Source organism: Collinsella aerofaciens (assembly GCF_015548375.1).
Taxonomy (GTDB): domain Bacteria; phylum Actinomycetota; class Coriobacteriia; order Coriobacteriales; family Coriobacteriaceae; genus Collinsella; species Collinsella aerofaciens_AB.
Genome location: NZ_JADMWW010000028.1, coordinates 1 through 21,383 on the forward strand (window position 1 = coordinate 1; position 21,383 = coordinate 21,383).

Sequence of the window (21,383 nt, forward strand, 5' to 3'; positions counted from 1 at the left end):
CTGACCCCATATCGTTGGGGCCAGGCCCGATTTTGCCTCTTGACAATGTCCTGCTCATATTAAAAGGAACGTCCCCAAGTGCCGGCCCGGCAACGTCGATGTTCTGGCAATGTCAGCGAAAGCCCGCCAGAGCGAGCAAGGTGCCTTGAAACGAGGCGGCATTGACCTTCTGGTCATGCCGCCGAAGTTGAAAGGCAGATTGCCGCTCTGGCGGGCTTGCAGCGTCGACCGGTCCGTCGCTCGTTAGAACGACGGAACCAAAGGCGCAGCGTCGAGCCGTTACGCGGTTTGGTAAAACCGCGTAACTTACATGACCATAACGTAGCGCGATCCCACGTAGTACTGCTTACCCATCAAAACCGGCTCGTCATCGGGACCGGTAAAGCCGGCACGCAGGTTGAGCAGCGGATCGTGCGGAGCAATGCCCAGCTCGGCCGCCTGCTCGGCGTTAGCTCGAACGGCCTCGACCGTACGGTAGCCAACCGAGACAATCGGCGTTCCGCCAACACGCTCGACCTCGGCAAAAATCGACTTGTCCTCAAGATCGGCCGTCAACAGCCCACGGTAGGCGTCAAACGGCACAAAGATGTTCTCCTCAAAGATGGGCTCGCCGTCGGCCGTACGCACGCGCTTGATATGCAGCAGCAGCGCATCCTTCTGCAGGCCAAAGAACTCCATCTCGTTTTGGCGCGCCGGAACGATCTGGCGATCGATCACGTGCGCACCGGCCTTCATGCCGTTGCCGGCACACAGCGCGGTAAACGTCTGCAGCGTCGAGGCGTGAAACTGGCGGTTGATGTGCGGCGTGGAGACAAAGGTGCCGCGGCCCTGCTGCTTAACCAGGTAACCATCGGAGCACAGCTCCTCGACAGCGCGGCGCACCGTAATACGGCTCACCTCGTACTGCTCGGCTAGTTCAAGCTCGGACGGAATACGCTCCTTGGGTGCATAAACACCTTTCTCGATCGCATCCTTGATTTCGTCATAAATCTGCTGGTAAAGCGGTGCATTTTTGGGCGCAGGCATATCTGATCACTCTTATCAAAATAGCTAAATTTCTAATACGTATATAACGTCTAGTTTCATGTTACCTCATATTGATAAAACGATACACCCTCCCTACCAAAAAGCGACAGCTTCATTTTGGTAGGTTTTATCTGGGCAAACGAGAGCCCTCGAAAGCAACGGGGCTTTCGGGGGGCTCGTTCGGATGGGTTGCGCAGGACCGGCAAAATGCCAATACCCTACTTGCCGTCGTCCTGCTGCAGGCTGTCCTGTTCGCTGAGGCGCGCCTGCCTGCTGGCCATGCGTGCGGGCTTGTCGGGATCGGGAACGGCCGTGGGCATGGGCTCGTCGACATGACCGCCCCACCAGCCGCCCACAAAGTTGAGCGTGTGGAACACGTTGATCACGGCGCCGGGATCAACGTCGCACACCAACTTGATAATGTCCTGGCTCTCGTAGGTCGAAACAACGGTGTTCAGCAGGTACATCTTTTCGCGGCTGTATCCGCCGACGACCTCGGCGCAGCTAATGCCGTGCTGAAAATGGTTTACGTAGGCAGTCATGACCTCGTCTGCCTTGCGCGTCGTAATCTGCAGCGTCACGCGATCGTAGCGACGATAGAAACTGTCGATGGTCTTGGTCGAAATAAACTGGAACACGATGGAATACGCCGCCTTGTCCCAGCCAAACATAAAGCCAAAGATCGCCAGGATAAAGCAGTTGAAACCAAAGATGACGCCCCAGATGGTCTTGCCCGTGTGGTTGGAAACCCACAGCGCGATAAAGTCGGTGCCGCCGGTGGATGCGCCGGATTTAAGTGCGATGGCAGCGCCCAGACCCGAGACCACGCCGCCAAAAATGATGAGCATGATCTTGTCGCCCAAAAATGGAGCGAAGTGAAAGACGTTGAGGAACAGCGACGAGAGCACGACCTGCATCATCGAGAAGATGACGAAGCGCTTGCTAATGCCGCTCCAGCATAGGAGCGCCACGGGGATGTTGAGCGCGAGCATACCGAGCGAAATGTCGATGTGAACGCCGCCCAGCGAGGTAACGCGATCGAGCAGGACCGCAACGCCGGTGAGGCCGCTCGGAAGCAGGTCGGCGGGCTGAATGAACGCCTGGATCAGGAATGTCTGGAGGACGGCAGAAATTGTGACCGCCACGGCAGTAATGGCACGGCGGACGATGGTGAGGCGGCCGAGCATGAGCACGCGGTCCGTGAGCTGATCGATGGCGTTCGCCACGTAGGCTCCTTTCGAAGGCAGATGTGGTTGTGGGGCATGCCCGCGATTGTAGCATGGAGCGTGCGGGGGCGCTTCAATTCAACCTCCCTCGACAACCAAAACGGGACCAGCAACCCCCACGACCAAAGGGCAAAATTCCAAGTGAGTAGACTTTTTACGATCTGCCGAGCACACCCAAAACCGCCACCCCTGTGACCTGCGGTTTTACAAAGGAAGATATGCATTGTGCTCGGCCTGCGCCAAAAAGTCTACTCACTTAGTCCGAATCGAAGCCAAACGGATCAAAATCGAAACCAAATTGAGCCAGTCCACCGCAAAAAACGTTTGAACCCGTGCTTCTCGCGGCGGATTGACACTACAAAGCGGCCAAAATGTCGGTCAGATTATCAATAACGGCATCGGCTCGCGATTGATCGAGGTTGACGCCCTCGTGCGGACGCAGTGCCAGGACGCGGGCGCCGGAACGTTTGCCAGCCTCGATCCCCAAAGGCGAATCCTCGATAACCAGGCACTCGGCAGGCTCCACCCCCAGCGCCTCCATGGCACGCAGGTAGATCTCGGGGTCGGGCTTAAACGCACTGCACTCGTGACCGCTGATGGTGTAGTCCAGCACATCGGCGATACCGGCAATCTCTACCAGCTCGTCAATGAGCTCACGATAAGACGAGCTCGCGATGGCACACTTCACGCCGCGCTCGTGCAGTGCGCGCATCACCGGCTCCGTCTGCTCGTTGAGCAGCTCGGCATACGGAACGGGGTGGTCCGGGCTGTAGACCTGCTTGTACTCCACGCGAAGGCGCTCGCGCAGCTCAACATCGTCGGGCACCAGCGCCTCCCAAATGGCCGGCTCGTTAGACCCCGAAAGATCGGGGATCTCGTCAAAGTGGAACCCCTTCTCCTCCATAAACGCCACGCGACGACGGTTGTAGAACCACTCGGTATCGACCAGCACGCCGTCCATGTCAAACAGCACTGCTTTGATCATACGCATCTCCTCCCACCTGCCAAATAGAGACAGGTTTATTTTGGTAGGTTTTATCCTGGGTTTTGCGACGCGACAGGCGTGCCCTCCCAAGAGCAAAAAAGGGGACGGGGCGCAAACCCCATCCCCTCTCAATCAACCCGTAAGGTCTACTTACTTGTGATTAGTAGGAAAGCTTCCACATGTAGCGGCGCATGGTCAGCGGGTGCTGACGGGCCTCGGCGATCTGGTTGCCGTACTCGCGCATAACGGCGAGGTGCAGCAGCGGGTTGAAGTAGGTGACGACGCTCGCGGGCACGGCGTCAGCCAGGCCGTAGTCCTTGGAGTCGATCAGAGCGACCTTGGCGCCCATGCGCTCAAGGAAGGTGAGGGCGCGGGCGTCCATCGGACGGGTAGCGCCATCGGACATGAAGAAGACGTAGGGCTTACCCTCGGTGGAAACCTCGAACGGGCCGTGGAAGTACTCGCCGGTGTTGTAGGCGGCGGCGTCGATCCACTGCATCTCGGTGAACAGGAAGGCGGCGTGAGAGTAAGCCATCTTCTCGGAGGCACCAGAGGCCATGAAGTAAATCATCTTGTCGTCCTTGAAGTCCTCAGCGAACTTCTTGGCGAGCTTCTTGCAGGACTGAGCAGCGTTCTCGCAGAGATCGAAGACGTTGGTGAGGCCGGTGATCATGTCGTCGTACTTGTCATAGCCCTCGGTCTGCTGAAGGATCTCGAGAGCAAGAGCGATGGCATAGCCGGGCTTCTCGCACTTGGCAGCGAAGTTGGCGTGGAAGCCGTGAACGATGACGTAGTCAGCGTCGACGGTCAGAGCGGAGCCAGCCTTGTTGGTGAGGGAGACGACCGGGCAGTTGTGCTTCTTGGCGGTCTTGTTGGCCTCGACGGCCTCGGGCGTGGAGCCACCGAGGGAGCAGGTGATCACGAAGGTGTGCTCGTTGACCCAGGAAGGCGTGTCGTAGTTGAACTCGTTAGCGGTGAAGATCTGAACGTTCAGCTTGTCCGTGTTGTTGGCCAGGAAGTACTTGGCGGGGTACAGGTCGGACATGGAAGCACCGCAGCCGACGAAGGCGACACTGTGGATCTCGTGGTTGGACAGGACGTCAGCGACGATCTGCTTAGGGAGGTTAAGGTCGATCTCGTACATCTGACACATTCCTTTCGATTTTTGCGGCGCCACATTGCCGGGCGCTCGCAGGGTTACCGTGGTTTGGACCGAGTCGCCGGTCCGTTGAGGATGCGACAAGGGGACTGTCCCATTGTCGCATTCTGGGGATGGAAGCCTGCCTGGGGTATGGGATGCCAGGCAGGCCCCCGGGGGAAAGCGGTTAGGCGCTTGGTCGCGACTAGGCCAGAATGCCGGCCGCGGAGAGGGCGATGCCGCCCACGATGGCGATCACGAGAAGCCAACCGGTGTTGACGTTCTTCTTGATGAGCCAGTACATAAGGCCGGTGAGGCCAAGGGAGATCATCTGGGGCATCATGCCGTCCAGGATGTCCTGGATAACGACGGTGCCCTCAGCGAACTGCAGCGGGGTGGTGGCGCCGATCAGCGTAGCGATCATGCCACCCACGGACATAAGACCCACAATGCCGCAGACATACATGAGCTTCTCCATGAGGTCGCCGCCCTGAAGCTTGCTCAGGTACTCGTGGCCGCCCTGATAGCCCATCTTGGCTGCGAACCAAGTGATCACCACAGAGGGGACGATGGAGATGAGCATGGCCAGGATCGGACCCATGATGGAGCCCTGCTGAGCCAGCTGAACGCCCAGGCCAAAGGCGATAACGCGGATGGTGCCCTGGAAGAAGGAGTCACCGATGCCGGAAAGCGGACCCATGAGGGAGGTCTTGACCGCGTTGATCGAATCGGGATCGAAGTTCTCGGGATCCTTGGCGTACTCCTCCTCCATGGAGGCGGAGAGGCCCAGGATGAAAGCGCTCGTCTGCGGGGTGCAGTTGTAGAACGCCATGTGACGGTGGTAAGCCTCTTTCTTAGCAGCGAGCTGCTTGGGGTCGGACTCATCCGGATAGAGGCGATCGAGCGTGGGAACCATGCCGTAGAGGAAGCCCATGTTCATCTGACGCTCGTAGTTCCAAGAGGCCTGGATGGCCCAGGAGCGCCAGAAGAACTGGCTGACCTTCTTGTTCAGGGACACGTCCTTGGTTGCGGTTGCCATAGTGTGTTCCTCCTTAGTCTTCGTCGTCTTCGAGCGGATCGTAGTCGGAATCGACACCGGCGGCTGCATGGGAACCGTTGAACTTGAAGCCCATGAAGACGACAGCCAGGCACACACCGATCAGAGCGACCGCGATGACGGACAGGTTGAGGTAAGCGGCGAGCAGGAAACCGATGAACAGGAACGGAGTCATACCCTTCTTGATCATCATGGTGAGCAGCAGGGCCAAGCCGTAGGCAGTCATGATCTTGGTCGAAACGTTAAGACCAGTGGACAGCCACTCGGGAACCATGTTGACGATGGCCTGAACCAGGTCGGTGCCAACAAAGACGGCGAGGAAGATCGGCAGGAAGTACATGATGGCGTACAGACCGGAGCCGGCGCAGATGTGCATACGGTAGGCGGTCTTGAAGTTACCGTTATCGATCGCGTTATCTGCCACATGGGTGAGGGCGGCGATGATGGAACGGAACACGATGCCGAGGAGCTGACCCAGGACGGCGACCGGGATGGCGATCGTCATGGCGGTCTCGGCGGAAGCATCGGTCAGGCACGCAAAGGCAGCGGCCACGATGCCGCCCAGGACCATATCGGGCGGAACGGCGGCGCCGACCTGCACCAGGCCCATGGACACGAGCTCGACGGCGGCACCGACGGCAAGGCCGGTGGGCACATCGCCCAGCAGCAGACCGACGAGCGTAGCGCCAACGAGGGGCTGCTCGAAGTTAAGACGACCGAGCAGGCGGGAGTCCCACATGCAGAACACGCCGACGAGGCCGACGAGCACCGCACTGATGAACGTATTCATACCCTTCTCCTTTCAGTCAGGCAAAAGCCTGGTTGATTACAGCTTGGCGTCGATGTCGACGCTCTGATACGTAGGGGTCTGCTGGACATAGAGCTTAATGCCCATGTCGAGCAGCTGGTTGACGTCGGCCTTCTGGGTGGCGTCGAGGAAGACGGAGCTGTCCTTGCCGCCGACCTGATCGGCACCGTCGTGGTTGGCGGTGGCGCCCAGGTTGATGGCGTCGAGCTTGTAGCCCTGGCAGAACTGCAGCATCTCGGCCGTGTTGCCAAAGACGAACATGACGCGCTCGCCGAGGGTGTTGAGCTTGTCCATCTTGGCGAGAGCACGCTCGACGGTGAAGACGTTCAGGCGCACGCCCTGGGGCTTGGCCAGCTTAAGAGCGCCCTTCTTGATGTCATCGTTGGCGGCAGCGTTGTCGACGACGATGATGCGCTCGGCCTGAACCTTGGTGGTCCAGGTAAAGACGACCTGGCCGTGCAGCAGACGGTAGTCAAGACGTGCGAGGACGATCTTGGCGGGACCGGAGCTGTGACGGGACGCCTTGGCCTTCTTGGCGGGAGCCGCGGCGGCCTCGACCGGTGCGTTGGGATTGGTCAGACCGGTGCGGGCCTCGTTGATGAGGGCCGCGAGCTCGGCGCCCTTGACGGGGGCGGGGCTCATAGCGAGCGTCAGTGCCAGCGGAATGTTGAAACCGCTGACAACCGTGAACTTCGTGCCGTTCTTGGAAAGCTCGACCATGTTGTTGTTGACCGAGCTGCCGAGCATATCGGTCAGCACATAGACGGTGTCGTCCGTGTTGAACGTGGCGATCATGGCGTCCACCTTATTGGTGATGGGCTCCTTGTCGTCACGAGCAAGCGACACGACGTGGACGTTCGACACGTCGCCGAGAACCATCTCGAGCGTGTCTTTGGCGCCTGCGGCCAGGCCGCCATGAGATGCGAGAATGATCTGATTCATCTTGCCTCCTCCTTTTCGTTATGGTCATTATAACGTCTTATACGTTGCGGATATTGCTAATTAGTATAAAGACCGTTCGCGGGTGAAAATCGACCGTTGACGGGTTTAACGTACTCGAAACGTTGGGGCCGGGTAGGCCGGCGCTGGCTGGATAACCCGAGGTCAGACCCTGCGCGCAATCCTCTATCGCACGAAGTACCAGGGGCTTTCCTGTACGGTGGGTTCCAGCGCAATGCCGGTGCGCTCCTTAAACAGATCCATGTCCTGAGATTTTTCGGTCCACCACGCGTTGGGCTTAAAGGTCATGCTCTCAACAACATGACCGACAAACACACTGTTGCGCAGCTTGGAGAAGTCGGTGTTCATAATCAGGATGGACGCGAGCACCAGCACGATGCCCAGGACTTTGATCACGCCGGCGGGCTCGGCATAGACACCAATGCCCACCAGTACGGTGACGACCGTCTCGAATGACATTACGACGGGAACTTTCGACGTCTCGAGCCCCATGGATAGACCCTGCATATATAAGATATAAGCCACGGCCGTGGGGATGAGTCCAAAGCCAAGGAACAGCAACAGCAGCTGTGGCGACATTGCCGCGGCGACATCCGGCCACGGAGCCGCGATAGCCGCCATAACCGCACCGCCAAAAACAAAGCCCCAAAACGTGACAGCCAGCGGGTGGACCGTCTTGGTTGCTATTCGGCTAAACACCGCGAGCGACGCACCGCAAAGGCCTGCAATCACGCCCGACGTGACGCCCCAAACCGAAAAATGAAAACCGGAAAGGTCGCCATTAGTCACTGCAAGCACGCAGCCTACGATGTTAAAGACAATGGCAACGAGCTTGTTGGGGGTCACGTCCTCGCGATAAAGCACGCGGCCGAGCATGACGCCAAACACCGGCGAGGTGTAGAGCAGCACCGAGGCCGTGGACATGCCCACCTCGCCCATGCACTCGTAATAGCAGGTGTTGGCGGCGGCCAAACCGACGATACCGACAAGCGCGCAGGGAACAAGCTCTTTAGGGCTTGCCTTGAACAGGGCCAGCGGGCCCTGAGCCACGGTAGACCCCTCACCCGGACGGCAGCCCATAAACATCAGGACCGGCGCCAAGATAAGCGCTCCGACCAACAAGCGAAAGGCAGCCATGCTCTGGGACGAAACGCCCATGGCCGAGATGCCGTTTACAAAGATTCCGATGCTGCCCCACATAAGCGCGGCGATCAGCACCAGCACATAGCCCAGATTGCTTTTCTTCAACGCAGCCTCCTCGGTATTGTTTCCAATATGTTTCACACTACGTTATAGTCGTTATATACATTTTTCAAGACACAAATCGGTGAACGAGGAAATGATTCCCAGGAGTGTCCCCAAGTGCCGGCACAAAAGGAACGTCCCCAAGTGCCAACCACGGCAACGCCGACGTTTTGGCAATGTCAGACACTATGACCCAATCCGAGGGCACGGAAACGACAGGAGCCCCCGCTCGTGACCGCGGGTCGGGGCTGCGACAATGTTGTTGAAGTGCCAGAGGCGCAGCCGCGCCGCAACGAGGTTGGGAGGCTCCCGTGCCTAGATATTCTACCGCCTTCGGAATGGACGTACACCTCAGGTCCACCACCGCCTGCGCGCTCGACGCGGAGACGGGCGAGGCCGTGACGAGGAGGTTCCGCGGCAACCCCTGGGGCGAGGTCGCGGAGTGGATGTCGGGCTTCCCCGGCCCGTCGCTCGCCGCCTACGAGAGCGGCTACCTCGGCTTCGCCCCGCAGAGGGAGCTCTCCGGGCTCGGCGTCGACTGCGTCGTCGCGGCCGTCTCCAAGGTCCCGAGGTCGGCGGCCGACCTCTCGTCCAAGAACGACCGCAACGACGCGGCCAGGATGGCCAAGGCGATACTGTCGCACGACGTCACCCCGGTATGGGCACCGTCCCCCGAGATCGAGGGGCTCAGGGACCCACGACGCCGCGACTGCGAGGCTCGCGGCGGCGAAGCAGCGGCTCCTGGCGTTCCTGGCCCGCCGCGGCTACGTCTACGGCGGCACGACGCCGGCCGGCAACCCCCGGAAGTACTGGACGTACGGCTTCCTCAGGTGGCTCGACGGCATACACCCCGCCGACGACGGCGGCATCCGGGCGCTTGCGGCGCTGAGGAACGAGGTCGAGGCGGCCGACGAGACGAGGGAGGCCCTCCTCGCCGGGTACAGGGCCGCCGTCGCGGCGGGCCCCCTCTCGGCCGAGGTCGAGGCGCTCCAGTCGATCAAGGGGTGCGGGTTCGCGCTCGCCGCCGCCTTCGCGTCCGAGGTCGGCGACTTCTCGAGGTTCCGCTCCGGCAGGCAGGTGACGGCCTACTTCGGCCTCGCCCCGAAGCAGAGGTCGAGCGCGGACTCCGTGCGCCTCGGCGGGATCAGCGGGGCCGGCAACGCGCTCGTCAGGAAGCTGGCGGTCGAGGGGTCCTGGTGCTACGCCCAGGCCGGCCACCAGCCGAAGCTGATGCCCAAGGGCTCCGGCGTCCCCCTCGAGATAAGGATGCACGGGAGGAAGGGGTCCGAGCGCCTGCTCCGGCGACGCGAGGAGATGCTCGAGAGGGGCATGCCCCAGGCGAAGGCGAACGCCGCCACCGCCGCCGAGCTCGTGAGATGGCTGTGGGCCCTCGGCACGATGTGCCGGGAGGCCGGCGAATAGACATAGCCCCCGTCCCGGCGAGCCGGGCAGCCTTCGGGGACACCCCCGCTCTCGCTGTGCGCGCGGCGACCGCCGCATGCGCGAAGTCAGACTAGGGGAACCCCGCCGAAGGAGAGGATTGCGGGCCGCCGGAGCGGTATCCGCGGATATGAGACTGAGCCGAAGGCGTCGACGACATGCCAGGGGCGGACCGGGACGGGTTCAACGGCAGGCCCCGCCGACCGATTGCAAGCGGTCGGCGGGGCCATTGTGGCTCTTGACAGCGGATTGGGTCATATGAGCGAGCGCCCGTCATTTGAGCCAAGGCACCGTGAAATGGAAAGGCGCTGACCTTCTGGTCGCGCCTTTGAAATTGAACGGCAGATTGGCCAAATGCCGGGTGCGCAGCGTCGGCCGGTCCGCCGTTCGGTAGAACGGCGGAACCAATATCCCCTAGTAGTCCAGCTTCCACATGTAGCGGCGCGTCATGTAGTCCTTGTGGGTGACGGCAGAAAGCGCACGCATGTACACATTGTTGAGGATCGGGGCGAAGATCAGGTGGTTGAAGTACTCGCTCACGCTGTCCTTGATGTCGTTGAGGCCGAGCTCCTTGGCGTCGAGCTGATAGACGCGCTCGCCACCGTACTGGTTGACGAAGCGGATGCCGCGCTCGTCGTTGCAGCGGCTGCGGCCGACGCTGATGAGCTGGAACAGCGAGGTGCGCTTGTCCAGGATCTCGAAGGGGCCGTGGAAGAAGTCGCAGGTGTTGATGGTGCAGGAGTCAATCTGCAGCATCTCCTGCACGTTGCAGATGCTAAAGACGTAGGCAGCACCAAAGAGCGGGCCCTGGGCCATGACGTTAATGCAGGGCTTGTCGGCGTTCTGCTCGGCCCACTTGGCGGCAAGCGGACGGGTGTACTCGACGGCCTTGCGATAGATGGGGTCAACCAGGTCGAAGGCGGCCATAGCGGTCTCGTACTCGGCATAGCCCTCGGTCCGCTGCGTAAGCTCCATGGCGATCATAGTCACGACGGCAGAGTTGGTGCGACCCATGCAGGACTCGTCGACGGCCAGGCTGTCGTACTGGATCTTGTAGTCGCAGACCTCGGTGAGGCCGGACTCGTCAACATAGATGGCGATGGTGCTGGCGCCGTGGTCCTTGGCGACCTGGGCGGCAACGATGGTCTCCTTGGTGCCGCGCATGGACACGACGACGGCCAGGGTGTTCTCGTTGACGTAGGCCGGGGTGGCGTGCACGAACTCGTTGCTGGTGTAGCTGGAGCTCACGATCTGCGTGGCCTCGTGCTCCATAAAGTACTGGGCAGGATAGTTGCCGCCGTTGGATCCGCCAGCGCCAATCCACACGACGCGCTTGATGCCGCCCTTGTCTGCCTTGTCAGCCAAAACCTGGGAGACGACATCCTTAACCTGTTCCTGAGTAGTCATCGTGCATCAGCCTTTCTTCTCGTTTGATGCTCTCGATGGCATACAAGTTACATACATGTTTTGGTTATGTCGACTAGTTGTATGCTATATTTATCTTAGAAATTTTGCTGGTAAGGTTTTCGGTAGCTCGATACCAGCGGTTTTATTGTTGTGTTGAATACATGCTTGCTTAGATAAGCATACAAGTTAGATATAGGCTGATCGCATGAACGCTTCATCTAAAAAGAAACTGAGCCAATACGAGCGCTTGGCGGGTACGCTTCGCGACCGCATCGCCGCCGGCATCTACGCACGCGGAAACAAGCTGCCGTCCGAGATGGAGCTCATGGACGAATCGGGGCTGTCGCGCAGCACCGTACGCCATGCCCTTAAGGTGCTCGTTGATGAGGGTCTGGTTCGAACCGAGCGCGGGCGCGGCGCCTTTGTGGCCGACACGCCGGCGCTCCACGAGAACAACCTGGTGTTTTCGAGCTATACGGCGCAGGTCCAGGGTCAGGGCATGAAGCCCACCACGCGCACGGTGGACTCGGGCTTTACCAAGGCGGGCGGCAGTATAGCTAAGTTCTTTGATGCGGCCGTGGGCAGCAAGCTCGTCAAACTTGTCCGTCTGCGCTATCTGGACGATGCGCCGCTGTGCCTGGAGACTACCTATCTACCACCGAGCTTTGAAGCACTCATCGATCGCGATATCAATGGTTCGCTCTACGCGACGCTGCGCCAGGAATTCCATCGCGCGCCGGCACAGGGGCACAAGACCTTTGAGGTGTGCTATGCCTCGCAAAACGAGGCGTTTTTGCTCAACGTTGAGCGCGGGCAGGCGCTGATCCTAATCACCGACTACGTCTACGACACCGACGGCCGCCCGCTCCATGTCTCCAAGCGCATCCAGCGCACCGACCGTGCCAAATACACCGAGCCCATCGGCTAACCTGCCAAAACCACCACAAAGGGGACAGGCACCTTCGTGGTGGTTTTAGGCGAGGAGGTCGGGGAACCAGGTTGGCTTGGGCTGGTTGGGCGTGCGCTCGGCTAGGACCAGCTCCATCCAACACATGTCGTACCAGCGGCCGAACTTTTGGGCGCAGCGGTCGAAGGCACCCACCAGGCGATATCCCATATGGGCATGGAAATCCTGGCTGTTGTGCGTCAGATACTCGTCGTCCTTATCGTGCGGCACGGCGATGAGCGCGCACATGTTGGTGATGCCCATCGCAATCAGGCATTGCTTGAGCGTATCGTGCAACTTGCGACCCAGCCCGCCATGGCGCACATCGCGTGCCAGGTAGATCGACGTCTCGACCGACCAGTCGTATGCCTCGCGGCTGTTGAGCGGACTCACATAGGCATAGCCTATCGGACGCCCGTCCAGCTCCATCACCAGGTACGGATAGCGCTTGAGCGTACGCTCGATGCGCCCGGCGAACTCCTCAACGCTCGGCACCTCGTATTCGCAGGTAATCGCCGTCTGGCGCACATATGGCTCATAGATGGCAAGCAACGCCGGCGCGTCTTCGGGCGTCGCCAGGCGAATCGTCGGCTCGGACATCTCGGTCATACAACTCTTCTCCCCCAAAAGCAAAGGCCGCCCTGCGCCAAACCCAGCGCAGGGCGGCCCCTCGTCATTACATCAGGCTACAGGACAGCCGCCAGCGCGTCGATGTCCTCCTGCGTCGTGGCCCAGCTGGTGCAAAAGCGCACTACCGTATGAGTATCGTCGTACTTTTCCCAGTACTCGATCGCCGCATGCTCGCGAATGCGGGCCATATCCTCGTTGGGCAGAATCACGAACTGCTGGTTCGTGGGCGTCTCCAAGAAGAACTGGTAGCCGCGCTCGTGCAGCACACGACGAAGCGCCTGAGCGGTCTCAATCGCCTGGCGACCAATCTCAAAATACAGGCCATCGGTAAAAAGAGCCTCGAACTGCACACCCATCAGGCGGCCCTTGGCGAGCAGTGCGCCATGCTGCTTAATACGCGGAATGGGGTGCGCCGGGGCGTGCATGCCACAGAACACCACAGCCTCGCCGCAGAGCGCACCACACTTGGTGCCGCCGATGTAGAACACGTCACACAGCTGCGCCAGCTCGGGCAGGGTAATGTCGCACTCATCGGCCGCCAGCGCATAGGCCAGGCGAGCACCGTCCACAAACAGCGGAATCTCGCGCTTCTGGCACACCGCGTGAATCGCCGCGAGCTCGGCCTTGGAGTACAGCGTGCCGTACTCGGTCGATAGGCTCACATACACGGCACCCGGGAACACCGTGTGCTCGTAGCTCTCGTTTTCGTAGAACACCTGGATATAGTTCTCGAGGTCCTCGGCGTGCATCTTGCCCTCGTAGCCGGGGATGGTGAGCACCTTGTGGCCGCCAAACTCGATAGCGCCCGCCTCGTGACAGGCGACGTGGCCAGTCTCAGCAGCAACGACGCCCTCGTAGGGCGCAAGCAGCATGTCGATCACCGTCGCGTTGGCCTGCGTGCCGCCCACCAGAAAAAACACGTCGGCATCAGGGGCCTGGCAGGCCTCGCGAATAAGTTGCTTGGCGCGCTCGGTGTGCGCATCGGTACCGTAGCCGGGCTGCGGCTCCATATTGGTGTCGACGAGCGCCTGCAGCACTGCCGGATGTGCGCCGTGGGAATAATCGTTGTTAAACGCGAGCATGGCAATCCTCTCTTACCGGGTATCGGCCAGATGATTCAAACGGAGCTATTGTACGCCGTTGGGATAGGCAATGCGCGCGGCAAGGCACTCAAGTGCCAGTACCAGGGCAAAACCGCAGCTCACGTCACTCAAAAAGTGCGCACCTATCACGATGCGCCCAAAGGCGACGAGCGCCGCGATCACAGCCACCGCCCAAAAAATCACGCGGCGACGCGACGGTTTTTCCTTAAAGGCTGCCGCGGGAAGCCCGGCGAGCATAAGGCCGATCGCCGCATGCGCCGTGTGTCCGCTCGCAAACGACTTGAACCCGTCCTTGATCACGCCGGCGGCGATATAGGTCCACTTGTCGGGATTGCCGATCACCCACCACGGCTGAAAATTGAGCCCCGGCGTGACCTCGATCACGCGCATGCGCGGGCGCGACCACAGTGGCTTGACGATCACGTTGAGGATGATGGCCTGAGCGATCCACACGGCAAGCACCATCAACGCCCAGCGCGTGAGTTCGTCGGGCTCGGTCGTGCGCGTGAGGCGATAGACGATAAGGTTGGCAGCGATGACCAGCACAAACGTCAGCACCAACTGAGCCGCAATGAGTTTACCGCCAACCCTCAGGGACGAAACGATCTCGTAGCCGGTCAGGCCAACGTTGACGAGGATGCCGAGCGCGGCAAGCCATTTGCTGCCCCTGGAGTCGGGACGCACCGCGCGCACGAGCATAACGCCCGCGATGCTCGCCGTCAGCTCAAACGGCAACTCGCCAGCGGCCTCGATAAAGCGGCCGTACATGCTGCCGATGTTGAACAGCGCGCTCGAGATCTGATAATCGAAGAAACTGCCCACGCCCAGACAAAGACACAGGACAACCGCGATAGCGGCGGCGTCTTTCTTGTAGATGTACCCGAACATGCTTTCCTTTCGATGGGGCTGGAATCAACCTGCGAGGTGGCGGGGCAAAGAACAACTGGTAGCTCTGCCCCGCCACGCCCCCTACTTGTTAGTCATCGTCGCTCGCGCCTAATTGCTGCAGCAGCATGAGTGCCGCGGCCACGGGGCCGGTGCCGTCGTTGGCGTCGAGACCGCGACCCAGGCCGCTGCCCGCACCGGCGCCTGCCTTGTAGGGTACCGACAGCTTGCGGCTCTTGGGGAAGTTCACCGCGCCATAGCGGGTCTTAAGCTCAAAGGCCACCTTCTTAGGCACGTCGACGCCCAAAAACGTGATGCGACCGCCACTGAGCGTGACGCTCTCGAGCCCCAGACGCTCGCCGCGAATGCGGATGCGCGCGCGATTGAACAGGTTGAGTCCCGCCAACGGCAGCTCGCCATGCGCGGCCTCGGTCTCTTCCTGCACCTCGTCGATGCTCTCCAGGTCCTCGGCCGCTGCGAGCTTACGGTACACGAGCACGCGCTGGTCCACCGCCGGCAGGTACTCCTCGGACAAGAAGTAGTCGGCCGGCAGGTTAATACCCACGCTCGCCGCCTCCACGCCGGCGTCATCATCGCCGCGCGCCTCGGCCACGGCCTGGCCCAGCATCTGCGTAAACAGGTCAAAGCCCACGCTCGACAGGTTGCCGTGCTGCTCGGCTCCCATAAGCGAGCCGGCGCCGCGAATCTCCAGGTCGCGCATGGCGATGCGCATGCCGCTGCCCAGGTCCTGAAACTCGGAAAGTGCGGTCAGGCGCGCCGTTGCCTCCTCGGTGAGCGGCAGCTCGCCCGGGAACATAAAGTACGCGTAGGCCTGCGTGGCAGAGCGACCCACACGACCCTTGAGCTGGTAGAGCTGCGCCAGACCCAAGCGTTGCGAATCCTCGATGATCAGCGTGTTGGCAGTCGCGTTGTCGATGCCGCTCTCCACGATGGTCGTGGCAATGAGCACGTCGATCTTTTTGGTCGCGAACTCGATCATCACGTCCTCGACCTCGCGCGGGCTCATCTTGCCGTGCGCCACGCCCACGCGCGCCTCGGGCGCGGCCTCGTGCACGCGCGCCGCGGCGTCGTCGATGGTCTTGACGCGGTTGGACACGTAGTACACCTGACCGCCGCGGCCCACCTCCAGGCGAATCGCCGCACTCACCACGTCGGGGTCGTACTCTCCCACGTGCACGATCACGGGGCGGCGCCCGGTCGGCGGCGTGGTGATCAGGCTCATGTCGCGCACGCCGCTCGTGGCCATCTGCATGGTTCGCGGAATCGGCGTTGCCGAAAGCGTGAGCACGTCAATCTGCTCACGCAGGTTCTTGAGCTGCTCCTTGTGCTGCACGCCAAAGCGCTGCTCCTCGTCGATGATCACCAGGCCCAGGTTCTTGGGGTTCACGTCGGCAGAAAGCAAGCGGTGCGTGCCGATGAGCACATCGATCGTGCCCTCGGCAAACGCCTTGAGCGCGCGCTTCTGCTGCGCCGGGGTGCGGAAGCGGCTGAGCACTTCGACCTCGAGGCCAAACGGGGCAAAACGCTCAAAGAAGGTCTCGTAGTGCTGCTGGGCCAGAATGGTCGTGGGGCAGAGCACCATGACTTGGCGGCCGGAGTCCACGCACTTAAACGCCGCGCGCAGGGCAACCTCGGTCTTGCCGAAACCCACGTCGCCGCACAGCAGGCGGTCCATGGGCTTGGGCGCCTCCATGTCGGCCTTAATGTCGGCGATGGCCTCCAGCTGATCACGCGTCTCGTCGTAGGGAAAGCTCTCCTCCATCTCGATCTGCTCGGGCGTGTCGGGCGGGCAGGCGATGCCTGCGATCGACGAGCGGCGCGTATACAGGTCGACCAGGTCAAACGCCAGCTTTTTGGCGTTCTTGCGCGCCTTATTGGTGGCACGCGTCCAGTCGGCAGTGTTGAGCCTGGTCAGGCGCGGCCTGTCGCCGTCGGGGCCAACATAGCGTGTGATGCGGTCGACCTGCTCGAGCGGCACGTAGAGCTTGTCGCCGTCGGCATATTCCAGCAAAAAGTAGTCGCGCTCCTTGCCACCCACTTCCTGGCGCGCGATCTCGCTAAAGAGCGCGATGCCGTGGGTGGCGTGCACCACGTAGTCTCCCGGCTTAAACGGGAAGGTGATCTGCGTAATGTCAACCTTGCGGCGGCTGCGGGCCCGGTTGGCGTCCATGCGGGCGTTGAGGTCGGCGATCGAGAACACGGCCAGGTTGGCATCGGGCACCACCACGCCCTGCGGCAGGGCAGCGTCCACAAAGGTCACGCGTCCGCGCGAGATGGTGGGCACGGCGACACCGGCGGCAGCCTGGGCAGCACCCGCCTCGAGCGAGCGGGCGTTAAGCGCGTCGGCGCGGCGCTCGCGAATTGCAGCATGGGCATCCTGGCGGGCAGCACGGTCGGCAGAATCCGCCGCTGCCACGCGCACGCGCTCGCCAATGACGCCGGCGTTTTCGGGTGCCGCGGTCAGCGACTCCTCAAAGGTAATGCCCTCGTCACCAAAGGTGAGCTCCATCGACTCGCGTGCACCACGGTCGGGAATGGCAAACACGCAGGCGTAGCGCTTGCCCACGACTTCCTGAATGCGCGTCATAAAACGGTTGTCCGAGCCTGCGATAGCAGGCTGCTCAATCTTGAGCTCTGCCGTAACCGCGCCGCCGGCACGGATGAGGCTCACATAGTTCAGGCGCTGCTGAGCACCAAAATCGAGCTGCTGAGCACGTACATACAGGCCATCCAGTCGGTCAATCCCCGCCTCGCCGGCACGGGCCTCGATATCCTCGTAGGCGCGCAGACAGTCGTCGAACAGCGAGCGCGGCTCGGACAGGACCACGAGCGCCTTGCCGCTCACGTGTGCCAGCGGGCTTACGGTCTGGCCGTACATCACCGGCAAAAAGCGGTCGAGCTCGGGCGTGACGATGCGTGCATCCACCATCTCGAGCAGCGCCGCCAGTTTGCTATCGTCCTGGCTGGCGCGATAAAGCGCCACATGCATGTTGTGGACGGCCTCGTCGGTAAGCGCCAGCTCACGGCAGGGGAAGATCTCGATGCTGTCCTCGTTGCCGATGGTCTGCCCCGTTGAGCTCACCATGCGACGGATGCGATCGATCTCGTCGCCGAAGAACTCGATGCGCACGGGCGCTTTTTCCTGCGCGGGGAACACCTCGACGGTGTCGCCGTGCACGCGGAACAGACCAGGCGCGTCGGCGGCGCCGGCATTGGTGTAGCCCATGCCCACCAGGCGCTGCGGCACCTCGTCAAAAGGAATCTCCTCGCCCACCGCGAAGGTCGTGGACTCCCAGTAGCGGCTCTCGACTGGCGGCACGCAACGCAGCAACGCGCGGGCCGAGGCGACCATGATGCAGTTGTCACCGCGAACGATGCGTCCCAGGGCCTCGCAGCGCTGGGCAACCACAGCATCGTCGGGCGCCTGCTCGCGCCACGGATAGTCCTTGCGCTCGGGAAAACGGCACACGTGTGCCAGACCCACGTAGGCGGCAAGGCTGCGCGCGGCGCGATCGGCTGCATCCTCGCCACTCACGATGTAGACCGTAGGGCGCGGGCGGCGCGCAAACTGGGCGGCGGCCATAAGCGTTCGACCCGACTGAGACACGGCCAGCGTCACGTCCTCGCCAGAATCGAGCCCGGCCTCGACGGTCTGCAGCGCCTCGGCAGTGTAGAGCTGCGCGGCTATACGGTGAATGAGCATGCTGTTCCTCCGGCATCGCAACGCCAAAAGCCCGCCGGGGCAAGCTCGGCGGGTCGTACGTCAAATACATTGCCTGTCATGGTAGCGCATGGAGAGGACTCCGGCTCAAGGGCAAACCCGGCCCCGCAAAAAACGCCAGACGAAGATGCGTTCCGCCCTACCCCGCTACGCGCACGCTGGGGCACAAATCTGCCAGCGGACACTCGTCACACTTGGGCTTGCGGGCATCGCAGATCTCGCGACCAAAGGTGATCCACTGATGGTTGACCGACTCCCAATACTCGTGCGGCAAAATCTTGAGCAGATCCTGCTCGGTCTTGAGCGGCTCCTTGGCATGCGTCTTGGGACTCAGCATCAGGCGGTGCGCAATGCGGTTGACGTGCGTGTCCACCGCAATGCCCTCCACGATGCCATACCCCACGTTGAGCACGATGTTCGCCGTCTTGCGTCCCACGCCCGGCAGCTTCACGAGCTCCTTCATGTCGGCCGGCACCTCGCCGCCATAGTCGGCGACGATCATCTGCGCGGCCTCGACGGCATGCTTGGCTTTGCTCTTGTAGAAGCCGAGTGACTTGATAGTGTCTGCCACGTCAGCCACGCTCGCCCCGGCCATGGCCTCGGGCGTGGGCCACTGGGCAAACAGCCGCGGCGTCACCTTGTTGACCTGTGCATCGGTCGTTTGCGCCGAAAGCAGCACCGCGATCAGCAGGCGGAAGGGATTCTCGTGGTCCAAAAAGCACTCGACCGGGCCATAGCGACGGTTGAGGCGCTCACACACCTCGATGGCGCGCTCGCGCTTGGCGGCATTGGTCTCGCGTGGCATAACGACTCCTCGGCTCAACGGCACAATAAACTTATGGGCACAATTGTCCCACGTCCGAGACGCTTACGCCTCCAAGAATGCACCGGTCTGACGGCCCCACAGGCTCGCGTACTCGCCACCCGCCTCGACAAGCTGCGCATGCGTGCCGTCCTCGACAATCTCGCCATCGGCCAGCACCACAATGCGGTCGAGCGCCGCCACGGTGGACAGGCGATGTGCCACCACAATGGAGGTGCGGCCGCGCATCAGGTTCTCGAGCGCCTCCTGCACCAGCGCCTCGGACTCGCTGTCCAAGGCAGACGTCGCCTCGTCGAGCACTAGAATCGGCGCGTCGGTTAGGATGGCGCGGGCGATGGCCACGCGCTGACGCTGGCCGCCCGAGAGCTTGACGCCGCGCTCACCCACCATGGTGTCAAAGCCACGGGGCAAGCGGTCGATAAACTCGGTCGCATTAGCCAAGCGAGCCGCCTCGCGGATCTGCTCGTCGGTGGCGTCGGGGCGTCCGTAGGCGATATTCTCGCGAATGGAGCGATGGAACAGCAGCGCCTCCTGCGGCACGTAGGCAACCTGGCGGCGCAGGCTCTGCTGCGTGCAGCGCGAGACGTCCTGGCCGTCCACGAGCACGCGACCGCCCTGAACATCGTCTAGGCGCAGCAGCAATTTGGTGAGCGTCGTCTTACCCGAGCCCGATTTGCCCACCAGGCCCACGCGCTGGCCCACCGCCACATGAAGCGTCAGGTCATCGAACACGGTCTCGCCCGCCGCAGCGTCACGGTACGCAAAGCTCAGGTGCTCAAAATCAATCGCGCCCTCGGTCACTTTGAGCTCAGGGGCGTCCGGGTCGTCTGCCACCAAACATGGCTCGTCCAGCACGCGCGTCATCTCGGCCGCATCGCCCAAAGCGCGGTTGATGCGCTGCATCATGGAACTCACGTAGTTCAGGCGCATGGTGAGGTTATAGGTATAGGTAAAGATCATGACGAGCGAGCCGGCCGAGATGCCAAACCACGCGTTGCCGCCCGCCACGAACACACTCACCACGGCCATGGTGATGACGATAAGACCCGAGGTCGTAAAGTTGCGCTGCATCATGGCGTGCATCGAGACCGTCTCGGCATCGCGCGCGGCACGATCGGCGGCGTCGAACAGATCGCGTTCAAAGTCCTCGCGCCCGCAGGTCTTGACGGCCAAGATGTTCGTGACCGCGTCGGAGAGCACGCCCGAGAGCTTGTTCTGCGCGGCGGACGTCGCGGCCGAAAGCGGCATGATGCGCTTGTACATAAGCCAGACAAACGCAATGTAGACGACCATGATGCCCACCAGGATCACGGTAAACGTCGGCACCACCGGAGCGAGCGCCGCCACCGTGCAGACGACCGAGGTGATGGTGGGGATGAGCGAATACACCGTCACGTCCACCAGCCCCGTATAGCCGCTCATAAAACGGCTCGTCTGGCTCACGAGTGATCCGCCAAAGCGGCTGGTGTGAAATGTCATGGATTGGTTGGAGAGCGTGTCGAAGCATAGACGCGCCAGGTGATAGTTGCCTGCGATCTCGAGCTTGTAGACGGTGTAGTCCTGTAGCTTGGAGAGGATCTGACCCACCAGGTTAACGAGTACGAGCGCCAGGATATAGGGGCCGAAGACCTCAAACACCTGGTCACCCGCCACGGGACCGGCTTGAACGCGGTCGACAATGAGGGCCATCACATAGGTATTGGCAAACGTCAGCAAAAAGATGTAGCCCGCCGACGAGAACACCGAGAGAAAGACAATCAGCGGCTGCGTGCGCGTGACACCCCAAAACCGCTGCAGCGTGCGGCGCACGGTGGAGCGACTGAGCGGGCTGGTGCTTCTCTGGGACATGGGCTTCCTTTCGCGTCTGATAGGGCGAAACGCCATTGTTGCACATTGGAGCACGCTTCAGACAAGTGCGATGCGAAAAGCGGTGGGGCGCCCGCGTTTGCGCCGGTGCCCCAC

The 21,383-nt window shown here is 61.6% G+C and carries 17 protein-coding genes; 2 read left to right on the forward strand and 15 right to left on the reverse strand.

Annotated elements, in window-relative coordinates; translation table 11 throughout:
• Window positions 1–306: 306 nt before the first annotated feature.
• From I1969_RS09970 to I1969_RS10005, 8 genes are all read right to left on the reverse strand, one after another.
• A complete protein-coding gene (locus tag I1969_RS09970; protein WP_195235000.1) occupies window positions 307–1,026 on the reverse strand; it encodes a GntR family transcriptional regulator in 720 nt (239 codons plus the stop codon).
• A 218-nt stretch (window positions 1,027–1,244) separates the two neighbouring features.
• Window positions 1,245–2,252: a YitT family protein gene (locus tag I1969_RS09975; RefSeq protein ID WP_022095157.1), complete on the reverse strand. Its 1,008-nt coding sequence runs from the start codon at window positions 2,250–2,252 to the stop codon at window positions 1,245–1,247.
• Window positions 2,253–2,607: 355 nt separating this feature from the next.
• A complete protein-coding gene (locus I1969_RS09980; RefSeq protein ID WP_161115153.1) occupies window positions 2,608–3,237 on the reverse strand; it encodes an HAD family hydrolase in 630 nt (209 codons plus the stop codon).
• Window positions 3,238–3,397: 160 nt separating this feature from the next.
• Window positions 3,398–4,381, reverse strand: coding sequence for an SIS domain-containing protein (locus I1969_RS09985; RefSeq protein ID WP_229028395.1), 984 nt, complete (start codon window positions 4,379–4,381; stop codon window positions 3,398–3,400).
• A gap of 199 nt (window positions 4,382–4,580) precedes the next feature.
• Window positions 4,581–5,414 carry a PTS system mannose/fructose/sorbose family transporter subunit IID gene (locus I1969_RS09990; RefSeq protein WP_195235002.1) on the reverse strand — a complete coding sequence of 278 codons (834 nt, stop codon included), beginning with the start codon at window positions 5,412–5,414 and terminating at the stop codon, window positions 4,581–4,583.
• A 13-nt stretch (window positions 5,415–5,427) separates the two neighbouring features.
• Window positions 5,428–6,222, reverse strand: a complete 795-nt coding sequence (locus I1969_RS09995; protein ID WP_195235003.1) for a PTS mannose/fructose/sorbose/N-acetylgalactosamine transporter subunit IIC — start codon at window positions 6,220–6,222, stop codon at window positions 5,428–5,430.
• Between the two features lie 36 nt (window positions 6,223–6,258).
• Complete coding sequence (locus tag I1969_RS10000) at window positions 6,259–7,182, reverse strand: PTS mannose/fructose/sorbose transporter subunit IIAB (protein WP_195235004.1); 924 nt, start codon at window positions 7,180–7,182, stop codon at window positions 6,259–6,261.
• Window positions 7,183–7,365: 183 nt separating this feature from the next.
• Entirely contained in the window at window positions 7,366–8,448 is a 1,083-nt protein-coding gene (locus I1969_RS10005) for a DMT family transporter (protein ID WP_195235005.1), read from the reverse strand.
• 882 nt (window positions 8,449–9,330) lie between these two features.
• On the opposite strand from I1969_RS10005, the gene I1969_RS10010 reads away from it, so the two are divergent.
• Window positions 9,331–9,867: an IS110 family transposase gene (locus tag I1969_RS10010; protein WP_229028397.1), complete on the forward strand. Its 537-nt coding sequence runs from the start codon at window positions 9,331–9,333 to the stop codon at window positions 9,865–9,867.
• Between the two features lie 432 nt (window positions 9,868–10,299).
• Here the strand turns inward: I1969_RS10010 and I1969_RS10015 are convergent, their stop codons facing one another.
• Window positions 10,300–11,292, reverse strand: coding sequence for an SIS domain-containing protein (locus I1969_RS10015; RefSeq protein WP_195235006.1), 993 nt, complete (start codon window positions 11,290–11,292; stop codon window positions 10,300–10,302).
• Window positions 11,293–11,497: 205 nt separating this feature from the next.
• Between I1969_RS10015 and I1969_RS10020 the strand changes: the two genes are divergently transcribed.
• The gene (locus tag I1969_RS10020) at window positions 11,498–12,220 is read left to right on the forward strand and encodes a GntR family transcriptional regulator (RefSeq protein WP_195235007.1); all 723 of its coding nucleotides are present in this window, start codon (window positions 11,498–11,500) and stop codon (window positions 12,218–12,220) included.
• 45 nt (window positions 12,221–12,265) lie between these two features.
• Here I1969_RS10020 and I1969_RS10025 read toward each other — a convergent pair whose 3' ends face one another.
• From I1969_RS10025 to I1969_RS10050, 6 genes are all read right to left on the reverse strand, one after another.
• A complete protein-coding gene (locus I1969_RS10025) occupies window positions 12,266–12,847 on the reverse strand; it encodes a GNAT family N-acetyltransferase (RefSeq protein ID WP_118226089.1) in 582 nt (193 codons plus the stop codon).
• A 77-nt stretch (window positions 12,848–12,924) separates the two neighbouring features.
• The gene (locus I1969_RS10030; protein WP_118226087.1) at window positions 12,925–13,950 is read right to left on the reverse strand and encodes a threonine aldolase family protein; all 1,026 of its coding nucleotides are present in this window, start codon (window positions 13,948–13,950) and stop codon (window positions 12,925–12,927) included.
• Window positions 13,951–13,995: 45 nt separating this feature from the next.
• A complete protein-coding gene (locus I1969_RS10035; protein WP_195235008.1) occupies window positions 13,996–14,859 on the reverse strand; it encodes a phosphatase PAP2 family protein in 864 nt (287 codons plus the stop codon).
• Window positions 14,860–14,947: 88 nt separating this feature from the next.
• Entirely contained in the window at window positions 14,948–18,580 is a 3,633-nt protein-coding gene (mfd, locus tag I1969_RS10040; RefSeq protein ID WP_195235009.1) for a transcription-repair coupling factor, read from the reverse strand.
• Window positions 18,581–18,737: 157 nt separating this feature from the next.
• Window positions 18,738–19,403: an endonuclease III gene (gene nth / locus I1969_RS10045; RefSeq protein WP_035136768.1), complete on the reverse strand. Its 666-nt coding sequence runs from the start codon at window positions 19,401–19,403 to the stop codon at window positions 18,738–18,740.
• 63 nt (window positions 19,404–19,466) lie between these two features.
• Window positions 19,467–21,269 (reverse strand): ABC transporter ATP-binding protein, encoded by a 1,803-nt coding sequence (locus tag I1969_RS10050; protein WP_195235010.1) that lies wholly within the window; start codon window positions 21,267–21,269, stop codon window positions 19,467–19,469.
• Window positions 21,270–21,383 lie beyond the last annotated feature (114 nt).